22 protein-coding genes are annotated in these 25,717 nt (G+C 61.9%); 6 read left to right on the top strand and 16 right to left on the bottom strand.

Annotation, left to right across the window (positions count from 1 at the left end):
* The 4 genes from CYR32_RS07485 to CYR32_RS21975 form a co-directional block, all read left to right on the top strand.
* On the top strand, positions 1–725 hold a 725-nt coding region (locus CYR32_RS07485), incomplete at its 5' end, for an ATP-binding cassette domain-containing protein (RefSeq protein WP_146000677.1).
* Positions 703–1,887 (top strand): xylose ABC transporter permease XylH, encoded by a 1,185-nt coding sequence (gene xylH, locus CYR32_RS07490; protein WP_101823779.1) that lies wholly within the window; start codon positions 703–705, stop codon positions 1,885–1,887. The genes CYR32_RS07485 and xylH, both read left to right, overlap by 23 nt.
* A 151-nt stretch (positions 1,888–2,038) precedes the next feature.
* Positions 2,039–3,217 (top strand): D-xylose utilization transcriptional activator XylR, encoded by a 1,179-nt coding sequence (gene xylR / locus CYR32_RS07495; RefSeq protein ID WP_101823780.1) that lies wholly within the window; start codon positions 2,039–2,041, stop codon positions 3,215–3,217.
* Between the two features lie 286 nt (positions 3,218–3,503).
* Complete coding sequence (locus tag CYR32_RS21975) at positions 3,504–3,650, top strand: Hok/Gef family protein (RefSeq protein ID WP_206602446.1); 147 nt, start codon at positions 3,504–3,506, stop codon at positions 3,648–3,650.
* A gap of 115 nt (positions 3,651–3,765) precedes the next feature.
* On the opposite strand, the gene yicI is transcribed toward CYR32_RS21975, so the two are convergent.
* The 5 genes from yicI to CYR32_RS07525 form a co-directional block, all read right to left on the bottom strand.
* Positions 3,766–6,093, bottom strand: a complete 2,328-nt coding sequence (yicI, locus tag CYR32_RS07505; protein WP_101823781.1) for an alpha-xylosidase — start codon at positions 6,091–6,093, stop codon at positions 3,766–3,768.
* A 13-nt stretch (positions 6,094–6,106) separates the two neighbouring features.
* Positions 6,107–7,474, bottom strand: a complete 1,368-nt coding sequence (locus tag CYR32_RS07510; RefSeq protein ID WP_101823782.1) for a glycoside-pentoside-hexuronide family transporter — start codon at positions 7,472–7,474, stop codon at positions 6,107–6,109.
* A 238-nt stretch (positions 7,475–7,712) separates the two neighbouring features.
* Positions 7,713–8,288 carry a DJ-1/PfpI family protein gene (locus tag CYR32_RS07515; protein WP_101823783.1) on the bottom strand — a complete coding sequence of 192 codons (576 nt, stop codon included), beginning with the start codon at positions 8,286–8,288 and terminating at the stop codon, positions 7,713–7,715.
* A gap of 393 nt (positions 8,289–8,681) precedes the next feature.
* On the bottom strand, positions 8,682–8,978 hold the full coding sequence (locus CYR32_RS07520; protein WP_101823784.1) for a hypothetical protein: 297 nt from the start codon (positions 8,976–8,978) through the stop codon (positions 8,682–8,684).
* Between the two features lie 309 nt (positions 8,979–9,287).
* Positions 9,288–9,863: a DedA family protein gene (locus CYR32_RS07525; RefSeq protein ID WP_101823785.1), complete on the bottom strand. Its 576-nt coding sequence runs from the start codon at positions 9,861–9,863 to the stop codon at positions 9,288–9,290.
* 150 nt (positions 9,864–10,013) lie between these two features.
* Here CYR32_RS07525 and yfcF point away from each other — a divergent pair, with 150 nt between their 5' ends.
* A complete protein-coding gene (yfcF, locus tag CYR32_RS07530) occupies positions 10,014–10,640 on the top strand; it encodes a glutathione transferase (protein WP_101823786.1) in 627 nt (208 codons plus the stop codon).
* Between the two features lie 46 nt (positions 10,641–10,686).
* On the opposite strand, the gene CYR32_RS07535 is transcribed toward yfcF, so the two are convergent.
* The 3 genes from CYR32_RS07535 to bhsA all read right to left on the bottom strand — a co-directional run bounded on the left by CYR32_RS07535 (position 10,687) and on the right by bhsA (position 13,009).
* On the bottom strand, positions 10,687–11,661 hold the full coding sequence (locus CYR32_RS07535; RefSeq protein WP_241523778.1) for an SDR family oxidoreductase: 975 nt from the start codon (positions 11,659–11,661) through the stop codon (positions 10,687–10,689).
* A gap of 270 nt (positions 11,662–11,931) precedes the next feature.
* Positions 11,932–12,555 carry a LysE family translocator gene (locus CYR32_RS07540; protein ID WP_101823787.1) on the bottom strand — a complete coding sequence of 208 codons (624 nt, stop codon included), beginning with the start codon at positions 12,553–12,555 and terminating at the stop codon, positions 11,932–11,934.
* A 196-nt stretch (positions 12,556–12,751) separates the two neighbouring features.
* Entirely contained in the window at positions 12,752–13,009 is a 258-nt protein-coding gene (gene bhsA, locus CYR32_RS07545; RefSeq protein WP_101823788.1) for a multiple stress resistance protein BhsA, read from the bottom strand.
* Between the two features lie 385 nt (positions 13,010–13,394).
* Here bhsA and CYR32_RS07550 point away from each other — a divergent pair, with 385 nt between their 5' ends.
* Positions 13,395–13,643 (top strand): GlsB/YeaQ/YmgE family stress response membrane protein, encoded by a 249-nt coding sequence (locus CYR32_RS07550; RefSeq protein ID WP_072927699.1) that lies wholly within the window; start codon positions 13,395–13,397, stop codon positions 13,641–13,643.
* Positions 13,644–13,699: 56 nt separating this feature from the next.
* Here the strand turns inward: CYR32_RS07550 and urtE are convergent, their stop codons facing one another.
* The 8 genes from urtE to atzF form a co-directional block, all read right to left on the bottom strand.
* Positions 13,700–14,398 carry an urea ABC transporter ATP-binding subunit UrtE gene (gene urtE / locus CYR32_RS07555; RefSeq protein ID WP_101823939.1) on the bottom strand — a complete coding sequence of 233 codons (699 nt, stop codon included), beginning with the start codon at positions 14,396–14,398 and terminating at the stop codon, positions 13,700–13,702.
* 9 nt (positions 14,399–14,407) lie between these two features.
* Complete coding sequence (gene urtD / locus CYR32_RS07560) at positions 14,408–15,202, bottom strand: urea ABC transporter ATP-binding protein UrtD (RefSeq protein ID WP_175578808.1); 795 nt, start codon at positions 15,200–15,202, stop codon at positions 14,408–14,410.
* Entirely contained in the window at positions 15,192–16,283 is a 1,092-nt protein-coding gene (gene urtC / locus CYR32_RS07565; RefSeq protein ID WP_101823789.1) for an urea ABC transporter permease subunit UrtC, read from the bottom strand. The genes urtD and urtC overlap by 11 nt, the downstream gene beginning before the upstream one ends.
* Positions 16,283–17,857: an urea ABC transporter permease subunit UrtB gene (urtB, locus tag CYR32_RS07570; protein ID WP_101823790.1), complete on the bottom strand. Its 1,575-nt coding sequence runs from the start codon at positions 17,855–17,857 to the stop codon at positions 16,283–16,285. The genes urtC and urtB overlap by 1 nt, the downstream gene beginning before the upstream one ends.
* 42 nt (positions 17,858–17,899) lie before the next feature.
* A complete protein-coding gene (urtA, locus tag CYR32_RS07575; RefSeq protein WP_101823791.1) occupies positions 17,900–19,171 on the bottom strand; it encodes an urea ABC transporter substrate-binding protein in 1,272 nt (423 codons plus the stop codon).
* 129 nt (positions 19,172–19,300) lie between these two features.
* Entirely contained in the window at positions 19,301–20,041 is a 741-nt protein-coding gene (locus tag CYR32_RS07580; RefSeq protein ID WP_101823792.1) for a GntR family transcriptional regulator, read from the bottom strand.
* Between the two features lie 39 nt (positions 20,042–20,080).
* Positions 20,081–23,713 carry an urea carboxylase gene (gene uca / locus CYR32_RS07585; RefSeq protein WP_101823793.1) on the bottom strand — a complete coding sequence of 1,211 codons (3,633 nt, stop codon included), beginning with the start codon at positions 23,711–23,713 and terminating at the stop codon, positions 20,081–20,083.
* Positions 23,714–23,723: 10 nt separating this feature from the next.
* Complete coding sequence (atzF, locus tag CYR32_RS07590) at positions 23,724–25,553, bottom strand: allophanate hydrolase (RefSeq protein WP_101823794.1); 1,830 nt, start codon at positions 25,551–25,553, stop codon at positions 23,724–23,726.
* Positions 25,554–25,717 lie beyond the last annotated feature (164 nt).

Genomic DNA, 25,717 nt, shown 5'->3' on the forward strand with positions numbered 1-25,717 from the left:
ATATCAAGCGGGTGGATGATGTCAGCTTCAGTTTGCGGCGGGGGGAGATCCTGGGCGTGGCCGGGCTGGTCGGCTCCGGCCGCACGGAAACGGTACAGTGCCTGTTCGGCGCTTACCCCGGGCGCTGGCAGGGCAGCATTTTCATCGACGGGCAGCCGGTCACCCTGCGCACCTGCCAGGACGCGATGCGCAGCGGCATCGCGATGGTGCCGGAAGATCGCAAACGGGACGGCATTGTGCCGGTGATGGGGGTCGGGGCCAATATCACGCTGGCGGCGCTGTCGGGTTTCACCGGGCGGCTCAGCGTATTGGACGATGCGCAGGAGCAGTCAGTCATTCAGCGCTCTATCGCTTCGTTGCGCGTCAAAACCTCGTCGCCGGAGCTCGCCATCGGCCGCCTGAGCGGTGGGAACCAGCAGAAGGCGATTCTGGCCAAGTGTTTGCTGCTCAACCCACGCATCCTGATTCTGGATGAACCCACACGGGGCATCGACATCGGCGCGAAATCTGAAATCTACAAGCTTATTAACCAGCTGGCCCAGCAGGGGATCGCCGTGATTGTGATCTCTTCCGAATTACCGGAAGTCCTGGGCCTGAGTGACCGGGTGCTGGTGATGCATCTGGGTAAATGCAAAGCCTCCCTTATTAACCAGAACCTGACGCAAGAGCAGGTGATGGAAGCGGCTCTCAGGAGTGAACCTTATGTCGAAAATTACCCAGCCTGACGCCGTGCCGGCGGCGGCAGAATCACACAGCCTGTTGCAACGCCTGAAGCACATCAACCTTCAGGTGTATGTGATGCTGGCGGCGATTGTCATCATCATCCTGTTCTTCACCTTTACCACAGACGGGGCGTATATCAGCCCGCGCAACATCTCTAACCTGCTGCGCCAGACGGCCATCACCGGCATTCTGGCCGTGGGCATGGTGTTTGTGATTATCTCTGCGGAAATTGACCTCTCGGTCGGGTCAATGATGGGGCTGCTCGGCGGGGCAGCGGCGATTTTTGACGTCTGGCTTGGCTGGCCGCTGCCTGTCACGGTGATCGTGACCCTGGCGCTGGGGCTGCTGCTGGGGGCGTGGAACGGCTGGTGGGTCGCCTACCGTAAGGTGCCCTCTTTTATCGTCACGCTGGCAGGTATGCTGGCTTTCCGCGGCGTGCTGATCGGCATTACCCACGGCACCACCGTGGCACCCACCAGCGAAGGGATGTCGTTGATTGGCCAGAGCTACCTGCCGGACGGCGTGGGGTTCGGCATTGGCGCGCTGACGCTGTTGCTGTTTATCGGCTGGCAGTGGCGGCGGCGGCAACAGCGCCAGGCACTGAACCTGCCGCTGCCGGCGGCGGGGAAAGCGGTATCCGGCCAGGCGCTGACGGCCGTTATTGTGCTGGGGGCTATCTATTTGCTGAATGATTACCGCGGGGTGCCGACGCCGGTGCTGGTGCTGGCGGCGCTGATGCTGGCAGGCCTCTTTATGGCGACGCGCACCGCCTTCGGCCGCCGTATTTACGCCATCGGCGGCAACATTGATGCGGCGCGCCTCTCCGGCGTGAATGTGGAACGCACCAAGCTGGCGGTGTTTGCCATTAACGGCCTGATGGTCGCCATCGCCGGGCTGATTCTCAGCTCGCGGCTGGGGGCGGGGTCACCTTCTGCGGGCAACATCGCGGAACTGGATGCCATCGCCGCCTGTGTCATTGGCGGCACCAGCCTGGCAGGCGGGGTCGGCAGCGTGGCCGGGGCCGTGATGGGTGCCTTTATTATGGCCTCGCTGGACAACGGCATGAGTATGCTGGATGTCCCGACCTTCTGGCAGTACATCGTCAAAGGGGCCATTCTGCTGCTGGCTGTCTGGATGGATTCCGCAACCAAACGCCGTGCCTGAGCCGCTGACGGCGCAAAACCACAGCAGGCGTGGCGAGACCGGCATTCCCTGAAAAATAGATCGAGAACGATCACACTTGGTTCATCTTTTATGCCATGAGGGCAGGTGGCTGTGCTATCCAGAAGACAGTGAATCAACGGGATAACTCACCATGTTTGAAAAGCGCTACCGGATTACGCTGTTGTTTAATGCCAATAAGGTTTATGACCGGCAGGTCGTTGAAGGCGTCGGTGAGTATTTACAGGCGTCACAGTGCGACTGGGATATTTTCATCGAAGAGGATTTTCGTTGCCGCATCGACAACATCAAGGACTGGCTGGGTGATGGGGTTATCGCTGACTTTGACGACCGGAGTATTCAGTCTCTGCTGCAAGGTGTGAATGTTCCGATTGTCGGGGTAGGCGGGTCATACCACCGGCCGGAGGATTACCCCTCCGTGCACTACATCGCCACAGATAACCAGGCGCTGGTAGAAGCCGCCTTCCTGCATCTCAAGGAAAAAGGCATCAACCGTTTCGCTTTTTATGGTTTGCCGCACGCCAGCGGCAAACGCTGGGCGCAGGAGCGGGAACACGCCTTCCGGGCACAGGTGGCCGCCGAACAATATCAGGGCGTGGTCTACCAGGGCATGGAGACCGCGCCTGAAAACTGGCAACACGCGCAAAACCGCCTGGCGGACTGGGTACAGACGTTGCCGCAGCAGACCGGCATCATCGCCGTGACGGATGCCCGGGCGCGCCACCTGTTGCAGGTTTGCGAGCATCTGGATATTCCGGTGCCGGAAAAGCTCAGCGTTATCGGCATTGATAATGAAGAGCTGACCCGTTACCTCTCACGCGTGGCGCTCTCTTCCGTAGTGCAGGGCACGCGCCAGATGGGGTACCGGGCCGCTAAACTGCTCCATCAGCTCCTGAACGATAACACCCTGCCGCTGCAACGCATTCTGGTGCCGCCGGTAAAAGTCGTGGCCCGCCGCTCTACCGATTTCCGCTCACTGCGCGATCCGGCAGTGATTCAGGCGATGCACTTTATCCGTTATCACGCCTGTAAGGGGATTAAGGTTGAACAGGTGCTGGATGCCGTGGGGATTTCCCGCTCCAACCTGGAGAAGCGCTTCAAAGATGAGATCGGGCAGACCATTCATGGGGTAATTCACGAAGAGAAACTGGAGCGGGCACGCAATCTGTTAAAAGCGACGTCGCTTTCCATCAATGAGATCTCGCAGATGTGTGGCTACCCCTCATTACAGTACTTCTATTCCGTATTTAAAAAAGATGACGATATGACCCCAAAAGAGTATCGCGAACGTCATGGAGAGGGGGTGTATTAAGCCGTTGCCGGCAGGGGAACACACATGATCAACTCGTTGCATATCCTTTCTTTATTTCTTTCATTCGCTTTATGAATATAAATAAAATCCTAAATAATCAAAGCGTTGCGTAATAAAAAGAAAAGCGTATGCTACCGGCGGGTGCCTGGACATGTCTGTTCCGGGCCGCCTGGTGCAGACAAAGAAAAGGCCCCACCCGACGTTAATCAAAGTGAGGCCTATCTGTATGCGTAACAACATCAGGTTAGCCTCTTACCCGCCGCAAGGCAAGGATTTGGAGGCCAATATGCTGCAAAAAAGTGGGGTTATTTGTTTGATCGTTATCTGCGTCACCTTATTGATATTTATGTGGATAACGCGCAGTTCGCTCTGCGAGGTGCGGGTCAACAATAACGACATTAACGTTGCCATCATTATGGACTGCGGATCCTGAGGGTAAGGCAACCGGGGCGGGCATCTGCCCGCCCCTCCGTTGCAACGCATCGCTGCCCATGCACCCTGTTAAAAAGCCCGCTCCGGCGGGCTTTTTTTATCCTGCTTAGCGGGGATCAGGGCAGGGTGATGATAATACTGTCTGCGCCCCTTTCCGGCGTGATGACCGCGCCCCATTCGCCTTGCTGGTTCGCCCCATGGCGGACATCAGAAATTGCCATGACATTGCGCAGGCAGAGTCGCCAGCCTGGCGCAGCGCCTGTTGCCCGCAGGGTGATCTGTTGGCCGTGACGCTCAGCCGCCAGGGTAAATACCACGGCGCCCGTCTGATTCACCAGCTGGCTTTCAGCACGGTGCCCCTCTTCTAATTCAAACAGCTGGAAGAACGGCTGGTCACTGTAATCGTAATCGGGCCGCTGATCCTGTTCGCCTAACGCCAGCAGCGTGTTCGGGCGGACGTAGAGCGGCAGGCTGGTAAAATCATGCTGCTCTTTATGCCAGCGGCCACCCTCCAGGCGGGCATTGCTGAACAGGTGCGTCCAGCGCCCTTCCGGCAGATAGAAGCTGACATCGCCCTGCTCGCTGAAGACCGGCGCGACCAGCAGGCTGCCGCCCAGCATGTACTGCCGGTCGAGGTAGTCACAGCCAGGGTCGTCCGGGAACTCCAGCACCATAGCGCGCATCATGGGGGTGCCGTGCTCTGCCGCTTCGGCGGCCTGGGCGTAGAGGTAGGGCATCATCCGGCATTTCCATTCGGTAAAGTGGCGCACCACGTCACAGGCTTCATCGTCATAAGCCCACGGCACCCGGTAAGATTTACTGCCATGCAGGCGGCTGTGGCTCGACAGCAGGCCGAACGCACACCAGCGTTTATAGATGTGCGCCGGGGCGGTATTTTCAAAGCCGCCGATGTCATGGCTCCAGAAGCCAAAACCGGAAAGGCCCAGCGACAGCCCGCCGCGCAGGCTTTCTGCCATAGATTCATAAGTGGCATAGCAGTCACCGCCCCAGTGAACCGGGAATTGCTGCGCACCCACAGAGGCGGAGCGGGCAAACAGCACCGCCTGATCGCGGCCCAGTTTCTCCTGCAGGGTGTGATAGACCAGCTCGTTATAGATAAACGCATAATGGTTATGCATTTTTTGCGGGCAGGCCCCGTTGGCCCATACCACGTCGGTAGGGATACGTTCGCCGAAATCGGTTTTGAAGCAGTCAACGCCCATATCGATCAACCGCTTAAGATGCCCGGCATACCATTCGCAGGCCCCCGGGTGGGTGAAATCAACAATGGCCTGGCCGGGCTGCCACTTGTCCCACTGCCAGACATCGCCGTCAGGGCGCTTCAGCAGGAAGCCCTTTTCCATGCCCTCTTTGAACAGTGGGGATTTCTGCCCAATGTAGGGGTTAATCCACAGGCAGATTTTCAGGCCGCGCGCTTTCAGGCGGGCCAGCATCCCTTGCGGGTCGGGGAAGGTGGCCGGGTCCCACTCAAAATCGCACCACTGGAAGGCTTTCATCCAGAAGCAATCGAAGTGAAACACATGCAGCGGCAACCGGCGCTCGGCCATACCGTCAATAAAGCGGTTGACGGTCTCTTCATCATAATTGGTGGTAAACGACGTCGTCAGCCAGAGGCCGAAAGACCAGGCGGGCGGCAGCGCCGGGCGACCGGTGAAGCGGGTGTAGCGGTCCAGCACCTGCTTTGGCGTGGGGCCGTCGATCACAAAATAGTCGAGGTGCTCACTCTCCACGCTGAACTGCACTTTGGACACCTTCTCCGACCCGACCTCGAACGACACGCACTCCGGGTGATTGACCAACACGCCATAGCCTTTGTTGGTCAGGTAGAAAGGAATATTTTTGTAGGCCTGTTCGGTGCTGGTGCCGCCGTCGCGGTTCCAGGTCTCTACGGTCTGGCCGTTTTTCACGAAGGCCGTAAACCGCTCGCCCAGGCCATAGACGGTTTCACCCACGGCCAGGTCGAGCCGCTCATAGACATAGTTTTTGCCGCTCCGGCTATCCTGCACATACCCTGCGGATTTCGCCGCGCTGCCGGTAATGCGTTCGCCCCGGCGCAAGAAGTCGAGCGCCCACGCGTCGCCCTTGGTCACGCGGACCGTCAGGTCGCCGCTGTGCAGCGCGGCAAATTCCTCATTCTCTTCGCTGCGTACCGGCGCATCATTCAGGCTGTTGAGCGGGTAGTGTGGGCCGCGCGGCAGCGCACCCTCAAAGTGGGCGATACGGACCCCGATGATGCCTGGTTGCGGTGCGGTAAAGCGTAAGGTAAACAGCGGGGAGTCAACCTGCCCGGCGCGTTCACGCGCGTCCCGTGGGGCGGCATAGACCACCATCTCCTGCGCCCGGTGTTCCACCTCAAAGACCTGCAAAGGGTGAATAAGCGTCAGGCCCGGCTGAATCAGCCAGTTACCGTCACTGATTTTCATCTCACGTCTCCTGTTACTTCAAAAATTGCTGCTGGTTGCGGCGGACGCCGTTGGCCAGCTCATCAAGGATGTTCCGCAGCATCGGGGTGCGCAGGGTATAGAAGCGCTTGCAGATCAGGGCGCTCAACAGGTAGCAGATGCCCGGCACCAGGGTAAACAGCGCGATAATGCTGGTGAGGGTCGCTGCGTTTTGTGTCGCTGCGCCGGACTGGTAGCCCGCCCCGGCCAGCAGCCAGCCAATCAGCGCTCCGCCGAGGGCCAGCCCGAGTTTCAGCACAAACAGGGTGCCGGCAAAGCTGATGCCGGTCAGGCGTTTGCCGTTCCGCCATTCGCCGTAATCCACGGTATCGGACATCATCACCCACTGGATCGGCGTCACCAGCTGGTGCAGCACACCGATGATAAAGATGAAGATAAACATGGTGATATTGGCGCTGACCGGCACCCAGAACATGGCAATACTGAGCACTGCCAGTGCGGCGTTGGTCCACCAGAAGACGCTGACTTTGCATTTCCAGTCGGTGAGGGGTTTCGCCAGCGCGCTGCCGATCAGGTTGCCCACGGAGTAGGTGCCGAGGAACATGGCGAACACCGCCGGGTTGCCGAGAATATAGGTGACGTAATACATCATGGCGCCGCCGCGTACCGAGACCGCCAGAATATTCAGCAGCGTCAGCCAGCCCACCACGCGCCACTGGTCGTTCTGCCAGATGTCGCGCAAATCCTCACGCATGGTGCCTTTCAGCGCACCCTCATCACTGACGCGCTCTTTGGTGGTAGCGAAACAGATCGCCAGCATCACCACCGCGACCAGCGCCAGCACCGCGATCCCGCCCTGGTAGCCCAGCGCCTGGTTTTCGCCGCCAATCAGCGTGACCAGCGGCATCATCAGCACCGTGCTCAGCATGCCGCCCGCGGTAGCCAGCACAAAGCGGTAGGATTGCAGGGAAATACGCTGCGTGGGGTCAGCAGTAATGACGCCGCCCAGCGCGCAATAAGGGATGTTAACCACCGTATACATCAGCGTCAGCAGGGTGTAGGTAATGGCGGCATAGATCATTTTGCCGGTCATGCTGAGTTCAGGCGTGCTGTAGGTAAAGACGCAGACGATGCCGAACGGAATGGCACCGAACAGGACATAAGGGCGGAATTTGCCGAAGCGCGTGCGGGTACGGTCGGCGATCAGCCCCATGCAGGGGTCGGAGACGGCATCCAGCGCGCGGGCCAGTAAAAACATCGTGCCGACATACCCGGCCGGAATGCCGAAAATATCGGTGTAGAAAAACATCATGTAAAGCATGACGTTATCGAAAATAATATGGCTGGCTGCATCCCCCAGACCGTAGCCGATTTTTTCTTTAACCGAGAGAACTTCACTCATTTCAACCATCCTTAATAAGGAGTGCTGTTAACAAAGGTAGCCACGGTTTTAAACCAGCCGGGCGGGGGCAGCCATTCTGATATTTGTTTATGAAATTACGTTTCTTTATTTATGTGATCGCGGTAACCGGTTTCTGCGGCGGCCGCCCGGCGGAGCAAGGGAATAACGGGGCGGCCGGAAATAGGGCGCGATGAATATATCCATTGCACCCTATTTCATTTTTAAATAGGTCAGAAGATTATTGCGGCACGCGCCAGCTGTCGTAATAGATGTGTTCTGCCTGGAAATTGATCTTCTCTTTTTCGCCCGTCAGTCGCCAGGCCAGATAAAAGGCGAAATCAAAGGCCACGCCCAGCCCCCGGCCACTGATCAGGTTGCCGTCCTCCACGACGTTTTCATCAACATAGCGGCCATCGTCTACGGTCTGGTGGAGATCCCCGGAGCAGACGTAGCGCCGCCCCTGCAGCAGCCGGTTGCCGCCCAGCACCCGCGCGGCGGCAGAACAGAGCGGGCAGATCCATTTACCGGCCTGATCGTGACGGCGGATAAAGTCCGTCACCTGCGGGTCGGCCGCCAGGTTCACCGTGCCCTGCGGGCCGCCGGGCAGCACCACCGCATCAAACAGGGTGGCATGCAGGTCTGCCAGCAGGCTGTCAGCAGTGACGTTCAGCCCGTGGTAACTCACCACCTGCCGCGCGGCCTGGCAGGCCACGGTCACGACCTCAATCTCCAGGCGCTGCAACACATCCATGACAATGACCGCTTCCGCTTCCTCAAATCCTTCTGCCAACAGTATGGCGACGCGCTTGCTCATCCTGACTCCTGATGGTTAATAAAAGAACATGCGGGCCAGCATAACAAAGGGGGTTTTCATAACTGGAACGCTGTTTTAAAAATTTACGAGGCAGATCGCAGAAAAGGGCAGGCCACGGGAAGGTGCGGGGTAGAAGGCAGGTGGCCGTGCCTGAGAGAGATAGCCATGCCTTTCAGAAAACAGCGAGCCAAAATCTCATCCACATTTATTTGGCTCGCCTGATTCAGGGAAGAAAAATAAAAGGTTAGCAGGCCAATGCCTGATAAGCCGTTACCCGCAGGTTAAAGCGCGGCACCGTTGGGTTATTAAATGAAACCGGTTATTTCAGCCATCCAGCGCTAAAACAGCACGGGTATTCTCATCACCCCGCCCTTTTCTGCGTAATGGAAACGATTAACGGATATTCATTAACTCTTCCATAGAGAGAATATGGTAATGGCGCTGGCCCTGAACGGGCAAAGTTTCGTGGATAATACATTTCACCAGCGTGGTCGAAAAAACCGGGGCGAGCATCACCCGCTTACAGATCAGCATATAATTGGTACCATTTACAATCTGGTGCCCGCAATAAAGGACGGGGGTATAACCGATGTCAACCAGGGGTTCTACCAACGGCGGAAATGCGTCGGCCAGATTGTCAGGCAACGTGCAGGGGTCGAGATACTCATTTATGATCCAGCTTGCTGTCATGTGATTTCCTTGTCATTCATGCAATAAGAAACGTAAAGAGATTATGTAATTAATTATCCTACTTACTATGTTAAGGGTTTCTTTCAGGGAGGAGGAATATAGGGTCACGCGGACACCAATAAAATAGGTTTTTAAACGGGCGGGGTCTGTGATTATGCTCGCATTGTGAATAAGAAAGGGGCAGCGAGGGGGTGAGGAATATGCATAACACTCAATATGATAGTGATAGTAATTTTATACCGGGACTATTTCCGGCAAAAATATTTCCCTGATGCAGGCTAACCCTCTCCTTACGTCAGGGAATAGGGATTATCTTTCCTGCTTATTTTTATCCATCCGGCCAAGCAGGAATTTCATCAGCAAGACAAAGGCCACCGCCCCAATAATCACCAGCGCACCGGAAACCTTTTTATCCATCGCCCCCAGCAGATTCTCAATAAAGTGGCCACAGAAATAGCCCAGCAACACCCATACCAGTGACCAGATACAGGCACCGAGAATATTCAGGCTGACAAAGCGTGCTACCGGCATTTTACTGGCACCGATGATTACCGGCCCGATAATGCGGAAGCCATACATAAAACGCACACCTAATACAAACAGCGCCGGGTGGTGATTAATCAGCTGCCTGGCGCGTTCGATTTGCGGCTGACGGCGTTTTAGTTTCCCCAGCAGCCGCGGGCCAAAACGCCGCCCGGTAAAATAGAGGATCTGATCGCCCAGGCAGCCGCCAAATGCCACCACCGCCAGCACCCACGGCAACTTCAGCAGCCCGTGATGCGCAGCAATGCCGCCGAGCAGGGTGATGGTCTCGCCCTCCAGCAGGCAGCCGGCCAGCAGCGCCCAATAACCATAGTCAGTAATAAAATGTGCAATGTCCGGCATAACGGTCCTTATGGCCTGAGAACAGGGTGAAGAAAAAACAAACACATTGACTCAGGGAATACAAAACAGAGATAACAATAGCTTAGTCAATAAATGGCAGGGCAGTGCCCGCCTGCCGATCCCTCTGTGTCAGCCGCCAAGGAGCATCCCATGTTTACCCTGTATGTGGACGATAACTATTTCAGCCCTTATGCCATGTCTGCCTTTGTGGCGCTGACAGAAAAAGGGGCCGGCTTCAGGCTGGAAACCGTGGCGCTGGGTGCGGGTGAGCAGCAGCAGCCGCCTTATGGCGCGCTCTCGCTGACGCGCCGGGTGCCGACGCTGGTTGAGGGGGCGTTCCGGCTATCGGAGTCTTCCGCGATTGATGAGTATCTGGAAGAGTGCTTTCCGGCACCGGACTATGTCGCCCTCTACCCGGTGTCGCGCACGCAGCGGGCAAAGGCGCGTGAGGTGCAGGCGTGGTTACGCAGCGATCTGGGGGCGCTCCGCGCAGAGCGGCCAACGGAAGTGGTGTTTGGCGGCCTGCGGGCAGAGCCACTGACGCGCGAGGGGCAACAGGCGGCAGAAAAGCTGATTGCCGCGGCGGACGCGCTGTTGCCGGAAGGGCAATTACATCTGTTTGACCGGTGGAGCATCGCCGACACCGATCTGGCGCTGATGCTTAACCGGCTGGTGATGAACGGGGACGCCGTACCGGCCCGGCTGGCCGCGTACGCCGGAACGCAGTGGCAGCGCCCCTCCGTACAGCGCTGGCTGGCTTTGTCGCAGCCGGCATAACCGCAGCGCAAGCGGCGCGGCAGGGGCCGCGCCGGAAAACGCAGGATCAGGCGGTGCCGGTGCCGCCGTCCGACCCCCAGACCTGGCCGGAGGTGAAGCTCGCTTCCTGCGAGGCCAGCAGCACATACAGCGGCGCGATCTCCACCGGCTGGCCGGGGCGGCCAAACGGGGCTTCACTGCCGAACTGCATCACTTTTTCCTGTGGCTGGCCGCCGCTGGATTGCAACGGCGTCCAGTAGGGGCCGGGCGCTACTGCATTAACACGGATGCCCTTCTGCGCGATCTGTTTCGCCAGCGCTTTGGTGAAGGCGACAATCGCAGCCTTGGTGGAGGCGTAATCCAGCAGTGCTTCGCCCGGCTTGAAGGCCTGCACCGACGCGGTATTAATGATCGCCGCACCGGGTTGCAGGTGCGGAATCGCCGCTTTGCTCAGCCAGAACATCGCATAGACGTTGGTTTTAAACGTGGTATCAAACTGTTCGCTGGTCAGATCCAGAATCGAATCCACCGACTGCTGGTGACCGGCGTTATTGACTAAAATATCCAGCCCGCCCAGTTTCTCTACCGCTTCACTTATCAGTTTCTTGCAGAACGCCTCGTCACGCAGATCCCCGGGGATCGCCACCGCGTTGCGCCCTTCAGCCCGGATCAGATCGATCACTTCACGGGCATCCGGCTCCTCTACCGGCAGGTAGTTAATCGCGACATCCGCCCCTTCGCGGGCGTAGGCGATGGCGGCAGCGCGGCCGATGCCGGAGTCACCCCCGGTGATCAGCGCTTTGCGCCCCACCAGTTTACCGGCACCCCGGTAGCTGTTTTCACCGTGATCGGGGCGCGGCCGCATTTTACTAGCCAGCCCCGGCGGGTCTTGCGGCTGGCGTTCAAACGGCGGCTTCGGGTACTGATCAATCGGGTTCTGTTTTACCGCCAGCGGCACCGCCTGCCCGGCAGTGCTGGTGTCACCGGTGGCCGCCTGCGCCACACCGGGCAGCGCCATACCTGCGGCCACACCGCCTAACATGCCGCCAACCACCTGTCGCCGTGAAATACCTTTTTTGCCTGTGGGTTCCACTTCCTGCCTCCTTAGGGTCTGCATTTTCTTTGTCCGGCCAGGCCGGAAAAAGCGGGAGTTACCCCTTAAAGGATAGTGGGCATGTGACGGCCGTCCACAAATTGAGCAAAATTGGTGTAACAACCTGGTGACGGGGCGCTACCGGCCGGTAAGACAGGGTTACCGGCCGGAGAACGCGTGTTGCTGACCGGCGAAAGGGGGGCCGGCCAGCAAAGGGGATTACCGGCGCGTGGTCGCCAGCCGGGCAGCAAATACCAGGAATACGCAGCCGGTCAGGCGATCCAGCGTTTTCACAACCGCCGGGCGGCGCAGCCAGCGTGCCAGCGGGCGGGTTGCGGCAATCAGTGTGCAGGACCACAAGGTGCCGATCAGCACATGAATCACCGCCAGGCTGAACACCGAAGCCGCCATCGGGTAGCCGGTGGGCACAAATTGCGGCAGGAAAGAGACATAAAACACGCCTATTTTCGGGTTCAGGATGTTGCCGAACAGGCCTTTGACGAACCAGTTGCTGCCGGGGGAGGCTGGCGTCGCTGTTTCCGGGGCCATTGAGGTGCGCGGCCGCAGGATCATGTTCAGGCCGAGCCAGCAGAGGTAACCCGCGCCAATCCATTTCAGGGTCGTAAAGGCAAGTTCAGAAGCGGCCAGCAGCGCCCCCAGCCCCAGTGCCACCAACGCGCCCCAGACCAGGCACCCGGCGTTGATACCCATCGCCGCCTGCAAGGCTTTGCGGCTGTTTTCCGTGGCGGCAGTGCGCAGGATCAGGGCAGTGTCCAGCCCGGGTGTCAGGGTCAATACCCCGGCGGCAAACGAGAAAGAGATCAGGGATTCAGTAAGGGTCATAACGGCTCCGGCTCAGAAAGAGGCAAGCATATAAGCCGCAGAAAACAGAGGCAACCACGTGTTAATGAATGGTTGTCATGATGGAACGCAAGCCGAAAAAACGGATGAAAAACGGGGAGGGGGTTGCAGTGGGGGTCAGTGAACCGGCATGGCGCACGCGCCTGCCGGCATCACCTGGGTACGTTATTCCTGCGGCTTATTTATAGAGTTCAGCCGTGCCGTGCAGCTTGTTGTTACCGCTGACGGAAATAATACGGTAGGAAGAGGCACCAGCCTGCTGAGCTTTCGCCGCCAGTTGTGCTTCAACCGTGGAAAGATCGGTCGCGCCGCTGGCCGTCACCATGCCCAGTTTTTCACCCGCATCCTGTTGGGTCAGGGTGGCGGCACCGGCAGCACCTGCAAAGGCAGCCAGAGAAAGGGTAGCAGCTACTGCAAAATATTTGATGCTTTTCATGGTCAGTGTCCTGTCAGTAATCAGTAAGGTTATCGGTGTGTGAAAGGGCGTTTCCTTTCGATGAGATAAGCATAAGCGGCAGGGCGCGAAAAGAAAAACGGGATGTTTTGAGGATATCGTTCAAAAAAACTGGAGTAGAATTTACGTGAGGTTACACGGGGCGGCAGGTGCTTTACGCAACGCGGTGAAAAGGCGAAAAAAAGCGGCAGGCGACGAAGAAATAAGCGGCTACATGCTGATTTTGTGCAGTTTTCTTAACCCCTGCTAGACTTAACCCTGTTTACACCCCTGGCGGGAGAGGCCGGGGGTACAGGATCGTAAACATGTCGCTGGGGCAACGCCTGCCGGCGCAACCGCCCGGCTAAAGACACTGTTGGAGGAGTCTATGGGAATTTTATCTTGGATTATTTTTGGTCTGATCGCAGGTATCCTGGCTAAGTGGATCATGCCGGGCAAAGATGGCGGTGGCTTCTTCATTACCATCATCCTGGGGATCATCGGTGCTGTGGTCGGTGGCTGGATCAGTACATTCTTCGGCTTTGGCCGGGTGGATGGCTTCAACTTCGGCAGTTTTGTTGTCGCGGTTATCGGTGCGCTGGTCGTGCTGTTCATTTACCGTAAAGTCCGCAGCTGACCTGCTATCAGGTGCTGAAAAACCCCGCAGGCTGCCGCCTCCGGGGTTTTTTTATGTCAGATGGCGACCTGCCCCCGCACACCGTCTGCCTCCATATCACAGCCGCGCCCGCGCTGGATAATCGCGCCGCGGGACATCACCAGGTAGTTGTCAGCCAGCTCTGCGGCGAAATCATAAAATTGCTCCACCAGCAGAATCGCCATATCGCCGCGTGCCGCCAGCGTGCGGATCACCTGCCCAATCTCCTTGATCACCGACGGCTGAATGCCCTCGGTCGGCTCGTCCAGAATCAGCAGTTGCGGCTTGCAGGCCAGCGCCCGGCCAATCGCCAGTTGCTGCTGCTGGCCGCCGGAGAGGTCACCGCCGCGCCGCTGTTTCATCGCGTTGAGCACCGGAAACAGGGTATAAATATCCTCCGGCACCTGCCGCGCCTGCGCACCGCTGAAACGCGACAGCCCCATCAGCAAATTCTCTTCCACCGTCAGCCGGGGAAAAATCTCGCGCCCCTGCGGCACATAGGCGATGCCCGCCTGCACCCGCTGGTGCGGTTTATGGCGAGTGATCGCCTTGCCCTGCCAGTGCACAGTGCCTGATTTCACCGGCAGCAGCCCCATCAGACACTTCAGCAGCGTGGTTTTACCCACGCCGTTACGCCCCAGCAAACAGGTGATTTCGCCGATGCGCGCCTCAAACCCCAGGCCGCGTAAAATGTGGCTGCCGCCGTAATACTGGTTCAACTCATTGACCTGTAACATCATTCCCCCTCAGCGCCCAAGATAGACCTCAATCACCTGCTCGTTGGCCTGCACCTGTTGCAGCGAGCCTTCCGCCAGCACCTGCCCCTGGTGCAGCACCGTCACGTGGTCGGCGATGGTCTCCACAAAGCCCATGTCGTGCTCCACCACCATCAGCGAATGTTTCCCGGCCAATGAGCGGAACAGTTCGGCGGTGTATTCGGTTTCCGCGTCGGTCATGCCGGCGGCCGGTTCGTCGAGCAGCAGCAGGTGCGGCTCCTGCACCAGCAACATGCCGATTTCAAGGAACTGCTTCTGCCCGTGGGAAAGCAGCCCGGCCGGGCGGTGCCGTTCCGCCGCCAGCCGTAACAGGGTGAGCATCTCATCGATGCGGTCATGCTGTTCGCCGCTCAGCCTGGCGCGCAGCGAGGTCCAGACAGATTTGTCCGCTTTTTGCGCAATCTCCAGGTTCTCGAACACCGTCAGCGCCTCAAACACCGTGGGCTTCTGGAATTTGCGGCCAATCCCCGCCTGGGCAATCGCCATCGGCTCCAGCCGGGTGAGGTCGGTGCGCTGGTCATAGGTGACGCTGCCGCTCTGCGGCCGGGTCTTGCCGGTGATCACATCCATCAGCGTGGTTTTGCCCGCGCCGTTGGGGCCGATGATGCAGCGCAGCTCCCCGACGCCGATCTGCAGCGACAAATCGGTCAGGGCGCGGAAGCCGTCAAAACTGACGTTAATCTTCTCCAGCGACAGAATCGGGTCGCGCTGGTCGCGGTATTTGTCCGCCGGGTGCGGCTGGGTGAACAGCGGTTCAGCGATCATGGCGTTGCCCCTGTTTTCTGCGGCGCAATAGCCCGATGACCCCCTGCGGCAGGCAGAGCGTCACCAGGATGAACATCCCGCCGAGGAAGAATTGCCAGTATTCCGGCATCGCCACGGTGAACCAGCTTTTGGCCCCGTTGACGATCCCGGCCCCCAGCAGCGGCCCCACCAGCGTGCCGCGCCCGCCGAGCGCCACCCAGATCGCCGCCTCAATGGAGTTGGTCGGGGACATCTCACCCGGGTTGATGATGCCGACCTGCGGCACATAGAGCGCCCCGGCCAGCCCGCACAGCACGGCGGAGAGCGTCCAGACAAACAGCTTAAAGCCGCGCGGGTCATAGCCGCAGAAGGTCAGGCGGTTTTCGGCGTCACGCACCGCGGTCAGCACCCGGCCGAATTTGCTTTTCGCCAGCGCGAAGCCCAGCGCCAGGCTGGCGGCCAGCAGCAATACGGTGGCGACAAACAGCGCGACGCGGGTCGCCGTGGCGGTGATCGGGAAGCCGAGCAGGGTGGTAAAGCCGGTAAAGCCGTTATTGCCGCCGAAGCCGGTCTCATTGCGGAAGAACAGCAGCATCCCGGCGTAGGTCAGCGCCTGCGTCATGATAGAGAAGTAGACGCCTTTGATCTTCGAGCGGAAGGCGAAGAAGCCAAACACAAACGCCAGTACCCCCGGCACCAGCACGATCAAACAGAGCGCCCAGGCGAAATATTGCGTCCCGGCCCAGAACCACGGCAGCTCCGTCCACGACAGGAACGACATAAAGGCCGGCAGGCCGTCCCCCGCCGCCTGCCGCATCAGGTACATGCCCATCGCATAGCCGCCGAGGGCGAAAAACAGCCCATGCCCCAGCGACAGCAGCCCGGCATAGCCCCAGACCAGATCCAGCGCGATCGCGACGATCGCATAACAGAGGATCTTGCCGATCAACGTCAGGGTATAGGTGGAGATCGAAAGCGGGTGCGCCGCCGGCAGCAGTGCCAGAAAAGGCAGCGCCAGCAGGGCCAGCAGGGCCAGGGTGCCGAGGCTCAGGGTCAGGCGCGGCGCTTTCTGCACGCCGGTTAAGGTCAGTGGTTGTGTCATCAGTCAGTCACCCGGCCCTTGAGGGCGAACAGCCCCTGCGGACGCTTCTGGATAAACAGGATAATCAGCGCCAGAATCAAAATTTTGCCCAGCACTGCGCCCATCTGCGGCTCAAGGATTTTGTTGACGATCCCCAGCCCAAACGCCGCCACCACGCTGCCCGCCAGCTGGCCGACACCGCCCAGCACCACCACCAGGAACGAATCGATGATGTAGCCTTGGCCCAGCTCCGGCCCGACGTTGCCGAGCTGCGACAGCGCCACGCCGCCCAGCCCGGCGATGCCGGAGCCGAGGCCGAAGGCCAGCATGTCGATGCGCCCGGTCGGCACGCCGCAGCAGGCGGCCATCGCCCGGTTCTGCGTCACGGCGCGCACATTCAGCCCAAGGCGGGTCTTATTCAGCAGCAGCCAGGTCAGCGCCAGCACCAGCAGCACGAAGACAATTACCGCGATGCGGTTCCACGGCAGCACCAGGTTCGGCAGCAGCTGGACGCCGCCGGAGAGCCACGCCGGGTTGGCGACCTCAACGTTCTGCGCGCCGAACAGCATCCGCACCCCCTGGATCAGCATCAGGCTGATGCCCCAGGTCGCCAGCAGCGTCTCCAGCGGGCGGCCGTAAAGGTGGCGGATCACCGTGCGCTCCAGCGCCATGCCGATCCCGGCGGTGATAAAGAAGGCCACCGGCAGCGCCGCCAGCGGGTAGAGCGCCAGCCACCCGGGCGCGTAGTGCTGGAACAGCGACTGCACCAGCCAGGTGGCATAGGCGCCGAGCATCAGCATCTCGCCGTGCGCCATGTTGATTACGCCCAGCAGCCCATAAGTGATCGCCAGCCCCAGCGCCGCCAACAGCAGAATCGACCCCAGCGACAAGCCGGTAAACGCCTGGCCGAGCAGGTCACCAATCAGCAGCCGGTGCTGGATCTGCGCCAGGCTCTCCGCCGCGGCGCGGCGCACCCCGGCATCGGGTTCGGTGCGGGCGTCGGTCAGCGGTTGCAGCCGCGCCTGGGTATCGGGATCGGCGGCGTCGCCGAGCAGTCTCACCGCGTTCAGCCGTACCTGCGGATCGGCGTCAGCCAGGTGCAGGTTGGCGAGCGCCAGCGCCAGCGCGGCACGGACGTCTGACGCGTTCTCCTGCGCCAGCCGCGCCGTAAGCAGCGGCAACTGGTCAGGCTGCGCCTTACGCTGTAAGGCGGTGGCCGCCTGTAACCGGGTGGCGGCATCAGGGCTGACCAGCCGGTGCGCTGCCAGCGCATTGGCGATCAGATTCCGCAGGCGGTTGTTCATCCAGACTTTTTTGGTGTCGCCCACCGGCGCGGCGTTGCCCTCCAGCGGCGTTAACGCTTCGCCCTGCCGGGTAAAGGCGTGTTTTGCCTGGTCAACCACCACATTTTCCTGCTTCAGCGCCTGCAACAGCGGCAGCCGCGCCGGTTGCGGATCGGCGGCCCACGCCTGTAACAGCGCGGCCTGCTGGCTGCGGCTGGCGGCGGCGAACTCATCCGCCGGCCCGGCCTGCGCCAGCCACGGCAGGCTGACGAGCGTTGCTATCAGCAGGCGCATAATGAAAGGGAGTCGCATCGGGGATCTCCTGTGCAGGCCGGGCGAACCCGGCCCGATCGGTTACTGGCCGCTGGTTTTCACCGGCGTATCCGGTTTTTTGTCATTGCCGGGAATGTACGGGCTCCACGGCTGGGCGCGGATCGGCTGTTCGGTCTGCCACACCACGTTGAACTGGCCGCCCGGCTCAATCTCGCCAATCATCACCGGCTTGTGCAGGTGGTGGTTGGTCTGGTCCATGGTCAGGGTAAAGCCGGACGGCGCGGCGAAGGTCTGCCCGGCCATGGCGTCACGCACTTTGTTGACGTCCGTGGTGCCCGCTTTCTCCACCGCCTGCGCCCACATATGGATGCCGACATAGGTCGCTTCCATCGGGTCGTTGGTGACGGCGGAGGCGGCGTTCGGCAGGTTGTGCGCTTTGGCGTAGGCTTTCCATTCGGCGACAAAGGCTTTGTTGGTCGGGTTATCCACGGACTGGAAATAGTTCCAGGCCGCCAGATCGCCCACCAGCGGTTTGGTGTCGATGCCGCGCAGCTCCTCTTCCCCCACCGAGAAGGCCACCACCGGCACATCGGTGGCTTTCACGCCCTGGTTCGCCAGCTCTTTGTAGAACGGCACGTTGGAGTCGCCGTTGATGGTGGAGACCACCGCCGTTTTACCGCCGGCGGCGAACTTCTTGATGTTGGTGACGATGGTCTGGTAGTCGCTGTAACCGAACGGCGTGTAGACCTCTTCGATGTCTTTGTCCTGCACCCCTTTGGCATGCAGGAACGCCCGCAGGATTTTGTTGGTGGTGCGCGGGTAGACGTAATCGGTGCCGAGCAGGAAGAAGCGTTTGGCTTCGCCGCCGTCTTCACTCATCAGGTACTCCACCGCCGGGATCGCCTGCTGGTTCGGCGCGGCCCCGGTGTAGAAGACGTTCGGCGACATCTCCTCGCCCTCATATTGCACCGGGTAGAACAGCAGGCCGTTCAGCTCCTCAAACACCGGCAGCACCGACTTACGTGACACGGACGTCCAGCAGCCGAACACCACGGCCGCCTTGTCCTGCGTCAGCAGCTGGCGCGCCTTCTCGGCGAACAGCGGCCAGTTGGAGGCGGGGTCGACCACCACCGGCTCGAGCTTTTTGCCGAGCACACCGCCTTTGGCGTTGATGTCATCGATGGTCATCAGCGCCACCTCTTTCAGCGGCGTTTCGGAGATCGCCATGGTGCCGGAGAGGGAATGCATAATGCCGACCTTGATGGTGTCGGCGGCCTGGGCACCAAACGCCAGGCCAAAGCCGGCCATCGTGGCGGAGAGGGCGAACGCATGGATAAAGCGGCGGGATGGCATAAAACGCACTCCTGATGAAAAGTAGAGGTTAAGGCGCGCGGAAACCCGGCGACGCCCTGCCTGCCGGAGCAGGCGGTTTTTTGCGCCAGCGGCGCGATTTTCTGTTTCTTCACGCGCTTGCCGCGCGGGTTACGGTGACGGGGCGGGGCGCGCCCCAGGCTCCTCCTCTGCGCGCGGTGGCGGGGTGCGCGCCTCATGCAGCCGGTGCAGCGTGATTTTGCGCACCTCCGCCTTGCTGACGGCGATATGGTCATGCAGCAGGCGCTGCGCCTCGCCGGTGCGGCGCTGCATAATCGCGTGCAGCACCGCCGCATGTTCCCGGTAGGTGGCGCTGACGCGCTCCTCCTGAGTGAAGTCGAGCTGCCGGATGATGCGGATCTTCTCGGTGAGATCGCGGTGGATGCGTGCCATTTCACCGTTACCCACCGCCTCCACCAGCGCCAGATGGAACGCCTCATCAAAGCGCGACACCGCCGGGCCGTCGGGCAGCGGCGGCTGGTCAATCCAGAAAGCCGCCACCGGCAGCAGCAGCGCGGGCAGCGCCTGGCCGGGGCGGGCGCAGAGCCGCTTTACCGCCTCCAGCTCCAGCACAATCCGCAGGTCATAAAGCTGTTCGAAATAGGCGAAATCGAACGGCTTCACCTGCCAGCCGCTGCGGAAATGCACCTCGACGTAGCCTTCACGCTCCAGCCAGAACAGCGCCTGGCGCACCGGGGTGCGGCTCACCGCCATCCGCCCGGCGATTTCGCTCTCGCTGAAGCGGTCGCCGGGCAGCAGGCGGAAGTCAAAAATGTCCTGTTTCATCTGCTGGTAAATGCGCTCCGCCAGCCCTTCCGGACGGGCTTTGCTGGAATGTCCCGCAAGTTGCATAAGCATCCTTAAGGGGCCGGTCTGCCCGGCCCGTTTCCGTTATGAGGCGGCCGTATCGAGCCACAGCAGCGCATCGCCGGGGCCGACCGGGCGGCCGGGGCGGCAGCGGATCTGCGTCACCGTGCCGGCGCAGGGCGCATAGACAGACAGCTCCATCTTCATCGCCTCGACCACGATCAGCGCCTGCCCTTCGCGTACCACATCGCCCGGCTGCACCAGGATTTTCCAGACGTTGCCGTTGAGATCGGCGCTGACCAGTTGCCCTTCGCCCTCGCTCTCCTCCAGCGGCTGCGGGCGGTTGGCCGCCTCCGCCACGGCGGCGCTCTCCTCGGCCTGCCAGTGCGCCACCTCCGTGGTAAACGCAGCCTGCTGGCGGGCGCGGAACGCGCTGATATCGTCGGCGTTCTCCGTTAAAAAGCGGGTGTACTCCGCAAAATCGAACTCGCCCGGTTCAATCTTCACCTCGGCGCGCCCTTCGCGGAACGCCTCGCGGAAGGCGTCCAGCTCCGCTTCGCTGACCGGGTAGAAGCGCACCTGATCGAAGAAGTGCAGCAGCCACGGCTCGCCGGGGGCGAATTGCGGGTTTTTGAGGAATTTGTTCCAGATCGGCAGCGTGCGCCCCACCAGCTGGTAGCCGCCCGGCGAATCCATGCCGTAGATGCACATATACATACCGCCAATGCCCACGGTGCCCTCGGCGGTGTAGGTGCGCGCCGGGTTATATTTGGAGCTGAGCAGCCGGTGGCGAGGGTCGAGCGGCACCGCGCAGGGCGCGCCGAGGTAGACGTCACCCAGCCCGAGGATCAGGTAGCTGGCGCTGAACAGGATGTCGCGCACCGCCTCGCGGCTCGCCAGCCCGTTGATGCGCCGGATGAAATCGACGTTGTTCGGCAGCCAGGGGGCCTGGTCGCGCACCGTTTCGCGGTAGCGTTCCACCGCGCCCAGCGTGGCGGAATCTTCGAACGCCATCGGCAGGTGGACGATGCGCGTCGGCACTTTCAGCGTGCTGACGTCGCCAAGCTGGTTCTCCAGCGTCAGCAGCAGTTGCAGCAGTGCCGGCTGGCTGAGGAGGCGGCCGTCATAGCGGATTTGCAGCGAACGCACGCCGGGGGCCAGCTCAGCGATGCCCGCTACCGCTGCCTCGCGGATCGCCTGCATCAGCAGGTAGAGCCGCAGCCGCAGCGCCAGATCGAGCACGTTGTCGCCATATTCCAGCAGGATGTAGCTGTCGCCCGCCTGGCGGTAGACCACCGCCGGGCGATCTGGGGTGGCGGGCAGCGTGGCCAGGATCGCCGCCGACGGCGTGTCACCCGGCAGCAGGGAAGGTTCCGGCAGCGCCAGCGCGTCGACGCGGCTCAGGGAGGCGAGGGTGCCCGCCTGCGCCTGTTCCAGCGCCAGCGCCTGCTCAATGCTGATCGGGTGGAAACGCAGGCGGTCGCCCGGTTTCACCTGCCCGACTTTCCACAGCTCCGCTTTGGCGATAGTCACCGGGCAGACGAAGCCGCCGAGGCTCGGCCCGTCACGGGTGAGGATCACCGGGAAGTCGCCGGTAAAGTTGATCGCGCCGATGGCGTATTCGCAGTCATGCACGTTGGAGGGGTGCAGCCCCGCCTCGCCGCCATCCTGCCGCGCCCAGGCCGGTTTCGGCCCGGTGAGGCGCACGCCCAGCCGGTTGGAGTTGTAATGCACCTGCCATTCGGCCGCGAAAAATTCCGCGATCGATTCCGGAGTGAAGAAGTCCGGCGCGCCGTGCGGCCCGTAGAGCACGCCGATGTGCCACAGCGTGCCGTAGTGCGGCAGCAGCGCGGGGTCAGCGGCCTGCGGCGCATCGGTGGGCGCGGGGGTGGTGCAGGCGGGCAGGTGCGGCTGGGAGATCGGCAGCAGGTCCGCCACCCGCAGTGTGCGCCCGGCGTGGCCGCCAAACTCCCCCAGCGCAAAGGTGGCGCGGCTGCCGAGGTAGACCGGCACATCCAGCCCGTTGCGCACTGCCAGATAGGTACGGCAGCCGTGGCGGGCGCGGCCGAGCGTCAGCGTCTGCCCGGCGCTGACCGTGACCGGCTCCGCGTAGGGCACCGGCACGCCGTCGAGGTCGGCCGGGCAGTCGGCCCCGGTCAGGGCGATCAGCACATCGGCATGAAAGCGCAGCGTCGGCCCCTGGAGGGTGAACTCCAGCCCGGCGGCGTCCGGGTGGTTGCCGACGATCCGGTTCGCCAGCCGGAACGCGAAATCATCCATCGGCCCCGAGGGCGGGACGCCGATGTCCCAGTAGCCCAGGCGGCCGGGGAAATCCTGCACGCTGCTGTAGGTGCCGGGTTGCAGCACCTCGATCGCCTGCGGGCGGTAGGTGAAGCTGTCGAGCATCCGCGTCCAGACCTCGCCGTGGCGGAAGGCGTCGGTGGCGACGATCTGGCGCAGATAGTCAAGGTTGGTGGCGATGCCGTGCAGCCGGGTGGCGTTGAGCGCCGCCGTGAGATTTTCCAGCGCCAGCGTGCGGTTTTCGCCATAGACAATCAGCTTGGCGATCATCGGGTCGTAGAAGGCCGACACCTCGCTGCCGGTCGAGACCCAGCCATCCACGCGCACCCCGTCCGGGAAGTGCACATCCGTCAGCACGCCGGGGCTGGGCTGGAAGTTGCGCAGCGGGTCTTCCGCGTAGAGCCGCACCTCGATCGCCGCGCCGTGCGGGGCGCGCGCCAGATGCAGCCAGTCCGGCTCGCTGCCTGCGGCCACCTGCACCATGCAGTCGATCAGGTCGAGGCCGGTGACCAGCTCCGTGACCGGGTGCTCTACCTGCAAGCGGGTGTTCACTTCCAGGAAGTAGAACGCCTCCTGCGCCGCGTCGTAGATGAACTCCACCGTCCCGGCGCTGCGGTAGTTTACGGATTCACCCAGCGCCACTGCCGCCCGGTGCAGCGCCGTGCGGGTCATCTCCGGCAGGTGCGGCGCGGGCGTCTCCTCCACCACTTTCTGGTTGCGGCGTTGCAGCGAGCAGTCGCGCTCACCCAGCGCCACCACGCGGCCCTGGCCGTCCCCGAAGATCTGTACCTCAATGTGGCGCGCCCGGTCGATAAAGCGCTCCAGGAAAACGCCGTCATCGCGGAAGAACTGCCCGCCGAGCCGCCGCACGCTCTCCCAGGCATCCCGCAGCGCAGCGGCGTCGTCACAGCGCATCAGCCCGATGCCGCCACCGCCCGCGGTGCTTTTCAGCATCACCGGGTAGCCGATCTGCGCGGCGGCCGCCAGTGCGGCATCCAGATCCGCCAGCAGCCCGGTGCCGGGCGTCATCGGCACACCTGCCGCCGCAGCCAGCTCCCGCGCCCGGTGCTTCAGGCCGAAATCACGGATCTGCTGCGCAGTCGGGCCGATAAATGCCAGCCCCGCGGCCTCGCACGCCTCCGCAAACTCCGCGCTCTCGGACAAAAAACCGTAGCCCGGGAAGATCGCCTGTGCGCCGCTCTCGGCCGCGGCCGCCAGGATTTTAGTCATGTCGAGGTAGCTGTCGGCGGGTTTCTCGCCGCCGAGCGCAATGGCGACCTCCGCGTCGCTGACGTGCGGCGCATTGCGGTCCGGGTCGGCATAGACCGCCACGCTGGTGATGCCGCGCTTTTTCAGGGTGCGGATGGCCCGGCAGGCGATTTCGCCGCGGTTGGCGATCAAAACAGTGGTGAACATGGCGCGATCCTCAGGAAGCGGTGGAAGCGGAAAGGCTGCTGAGGTAGTTGCGCCAGCCGCCAAAGGAGGTGATCTCCTGCGCGCCTTCCAGCGCCGCAGGCTCACAGATAAACCCTTTCACCCGGCGGCCGTCCGCCAGTTCCAGCGTGCCGATGCCGAGCGGCGCGGGGATTTCCGCCACAAACTCGCCGAAGCGCGCCAGCGGCATCGCCCACAGCTCGACCGTGATGGCGCGGCCGCCTGTGTCGCGCACCAGGCCGGGTTTGGGCGGCTGGGTGCCGGGCAGGGCGAACAGGCGGTAGTGGGCGGTGGTGGTGGTCTGCGCCAGCAGCACGGCGCCGCGGGTGGTCAGCTGGTGGTTAAGCGGCATCCCGGTGAGGTGCGCGCCTACCACTGCCACCTGCACCACGCCTTCGGTTGGCGGCAGTGGTGGGGTGAGATAGGCGGGCGGCAGCGCACGGCCGGTAGCGCCCAGCGGCAGGGTCAGGTGCCTCTGCCAGCGCTGGCCGAAGTGCGCCAGTGCCGCGTCATGCCAGGCGGGGGCGATCAGGGTGATGCCGGCGGGCAGGCCGTCTTCCCGCAGGGCGGCGGGCAGGGCCAGCGCGCTGAGGTCGGCCAGGTTGGTGAAGTTGGTGTAGGTGCCGAACTGGCTGTTAAAGCGCACCGGCTCCTGCGCCATCTCATCAATCGTGCGGAGGGTCGGCGACGTCGGCACTACCAGCGCATCAAACCCGGCCAGCGCGTCGTTGATCCGGCGGGCAAGCTCCGCCCGCAGGTACTCCGCCCGCCAGGCATCGCAGGCGCTGTAATTTTTGCCGCCGCTGATAATGCCGCGCACCACCGGGTCGAGGACGTCCGGCTGGTCGTCCAGCAGCGCGCCCACGGCCACGGTGCGTTCGGCCACCCACGGGCCCTGATAGAGCTGCTCCGCCAGCTGGCGGAACGGGCTGAAATCTATCGGCTCCAGCGTGACGCCGCAGGCCTTGAGCTGCGCCAGCGCCGCGGCGAACGCCTGTTGGTTCTGCGTGTCCCCGAAGAATTCCAGGCTGTCCGGCACGGCAAAGCGCGGGGCAGCAGGCAGGGAGGCCGGGGCGGTATGCGGGTTGCGGCGCGAATAGGCGTCGGCGGCATCGTAGCCGCCTGCCGCGCTTGCCACCGCCAGCGCATCGGCCACCGTCAGGGCGAACACCGAGACGCAGTCGTTCAACCGGCAGGCCGGGACCACGCCCCGGTTGGAGAGCCAGCCTTTGGTAGGCTTCAGCCCGACGATATTGTTAAACCCGGCGGGCACGCGGCCCGACCCGGCGGTGTCAGTGCCGAGGGCAAAGGCCACCAGGCCCCGCGCCACGGCTGAGGCGGAACCGGCGCTGGAGCCGCCGCTGACATAGGCCGGGTTGAAACTGTTGCTGACCGCGCCGAACGGCGAACGTGTGCCGACCAGCCCGGTGGCGAACTGGTCGAGGTTGGTCTTGCCGAGCACAATCGCCCCGGCCGCGCGCAGGTTCGCCACCACGGCGGCATCCTGCTCTGCCTGATAGGTAAAGGCCGGGCAGGCGGCGCTGGTGGGCCAGCCGCCGACGTCGATGTTGTCTTTCACCGCGAACGGCACGCCAAACAGCGGGAACGCCGCCAGGTCACCGCCTGCGGCCTGCAACCGTTGCAGCAGGGCGTCGGTCTGCGCCTGGAGCTGCGCCGGGGTGGCGCGGTAGATCCAGGCGTTGTCCTGTTCGCTCAGCCCGGCCAGCACCGTATGTAAGGTGGTGTCGAGCCTGTCCGGCGCGGCGCGGTAGTGCTGTTGCCATTCATCAAGGGTAAAGCCGTTATAAAGAGTCGGTTGCATCTGCTGAATTCCACCCTGTACACAAGTTTGAATTCACCTCAGCAAAGGGCGTGCCACAATGTAATTGACTCATTCTTAACAGGTTTTATTCAAGTGATATGCGGAGGGCAGACACGCCTGCACCAGCGCTGAGCGTTTTCTGCGCAGTGATGGCGCACAGCGGC

Source organism: Chimaeribacter coloradensis (assembly GCF_002858715.1).
GTDB lineage: Bacteria > Pseudomonadota > Gammaproteobacteria > Enterobacterales > Enterobacteriaceae > Chimaeribacter > Chimaeribacter coloradensis.

What these genes read in the sequence shown, in the direction of transcription:
- xylH (WP_101823779.1), top strand. Translation starts at nt 703, where the DNA reads ATGTCGAAAATTACCCAGCCTGACGCCGTGCCGGCGGCGGCAGAATCA.
- xylR (WP_101823780.1), top strand. Translation starts at nt 2,039, where the DNA reads ATGTTTGAAAAGCGCTACCGGATTACGCTGTTGTTTAATGCCAATAAG.
- CYR32_RS21975 (WP_206602446.1), top strand. Translation starts at nt 3,504, where the DNA reads ATGCTGCAAAAAAGTGGGGTTATTTGTTTGATCGTTATCTGCGTCACC.
- yicI (WP_101823781.1), bottom strand. Translation starts at nt 6,093, where the DNA reads ATGAAAATCAGTGACGGTAACTGGCTGATTCAGCCGGGCCTGACGCTT.
- CYR32_RS07510 (WP_101823782.1), bottom strand. Translation starts at nt 7,474, where the DNA reads ATGAGTGAAGTTCTCTCGGTTAAAGAAAAAATCGGCTACGGTCTGGGG.
- CYR32_RS07515 (WP_101823783.1), bottom strand. Translation starts at nt 8,288, where the DNA reads ATGAGCAAGCGCGTCGCCATACTGTTGGCAGAAGGATTTGAGGAAGCG.
- CYR32_RS07520 (WP_101823784.1), bottom strand. Translation starts at nt 8,978, where the DNA reads ATGACAGCAAGCTGGATCATAAATGAGTATCTCGACCCCTGCACGTTG.
- CYR32_RS07525 (WP_101823785.1), bottom strand. Translation starts at nt 9,863, where the DNA reads ATGCCGGACATTGCACATTTTATTACTGACTATGGTTATTGGGCGCTG.
- yfcF (WP_101823786.1), top strand. Translation starts at nt 10,014, where the DNA reads ATGTTTACCCTGTATGTGGACGATAACTATTTCAGCCCTTATGCCATG.
- CYR32_RS07535 (WP_241523778.1), bottom strand. Translation starts at nt 11,661, where the DNA reads ATGTTAGGCGGTGTGGCCGCAGGTATGGCGCTGCCCGGTGTGGCGCAG.
- CYR32_RS07540 (WP_101823787.1), bottom strand. Translation starts at nt 12,555, where the DNA reads ATGACCCTTACTGAATCCCTGATCTCTTTCTCGTTTGCCGCCGGGGTA.
- bhsA (WP_101823788.1), bottom strand. Translation starts at nt 13,009, where the DNA reads ATGAAAAGCATCAAATATTTTGCAGTAGCTGCTACCCTTTCTCTGGCT.
- CYR32_RS07550 (WP_072927699.1), top strand. Translation starts at nt 13,395, where the DNA reads ATGGGAATTTTATCTTGGATTATTTTTGGTCTGATCGCAGGTATCCTG.
- urtE (WP_101823939.1), bottom strand. Translation starts at nt 14,398, where the DNA reads ATGTTACAGGTCAATGAGTTGAACCAGTATTACGGCGGCAGCCACATT.
- urtD (WP_175578808.1), bottom strand. Translation starts at nt 15,202, where the DNA reads ATGATCGCTGAACCGCTGTTCACCCAGCCGCACCCGGCGGACAAATAC.
- urtC (WP_101823789.1), bottom strand. Translation starts at nt 16,283, where the DNA reads ATGACACAACCACTGACCTTAACCGGCGTGCAGAAAGCGCCGCGCCTG.
- urtB (WP_101823790.1), bottom strand. Translation starts at nt 17,857, where the DNA reads ATGCGACTCCCTTTCATTATGCGCCTGCTGATAGCAACGCTCGTCAGC.
- urtA (WP_101823791.1), bottom strand. Translation starts at nt 19,171, where the DNA reads ATGCCATCCCGCCGCTTTATCCATGCGTTCGCCCTCTCCGCCACGATG.
- CYR32_RS07580 (WP_101823792.1), bottom strand. Translation starts at nt 20,041, where the DNA reads ATGCAACTTGCGGGACATTCCAGCAAAGCCCGTCCGGAAGGGCTGGCG.
- uca (WP_101823793.1), bottom strand. Translation starts at nt 23,713, where the DNA reads ATGTTCACCACTGTTTTGATCGCCAACCGCGGCGAAATCGCCTGCCGG.
- atzF (WP_101823794.1), bottom strand. Translation starts at nt 25,553, where the DNA reads ATGCAACCGACTCTTTATAACGGCTTTACCCTTGATGAATGGCAACAG.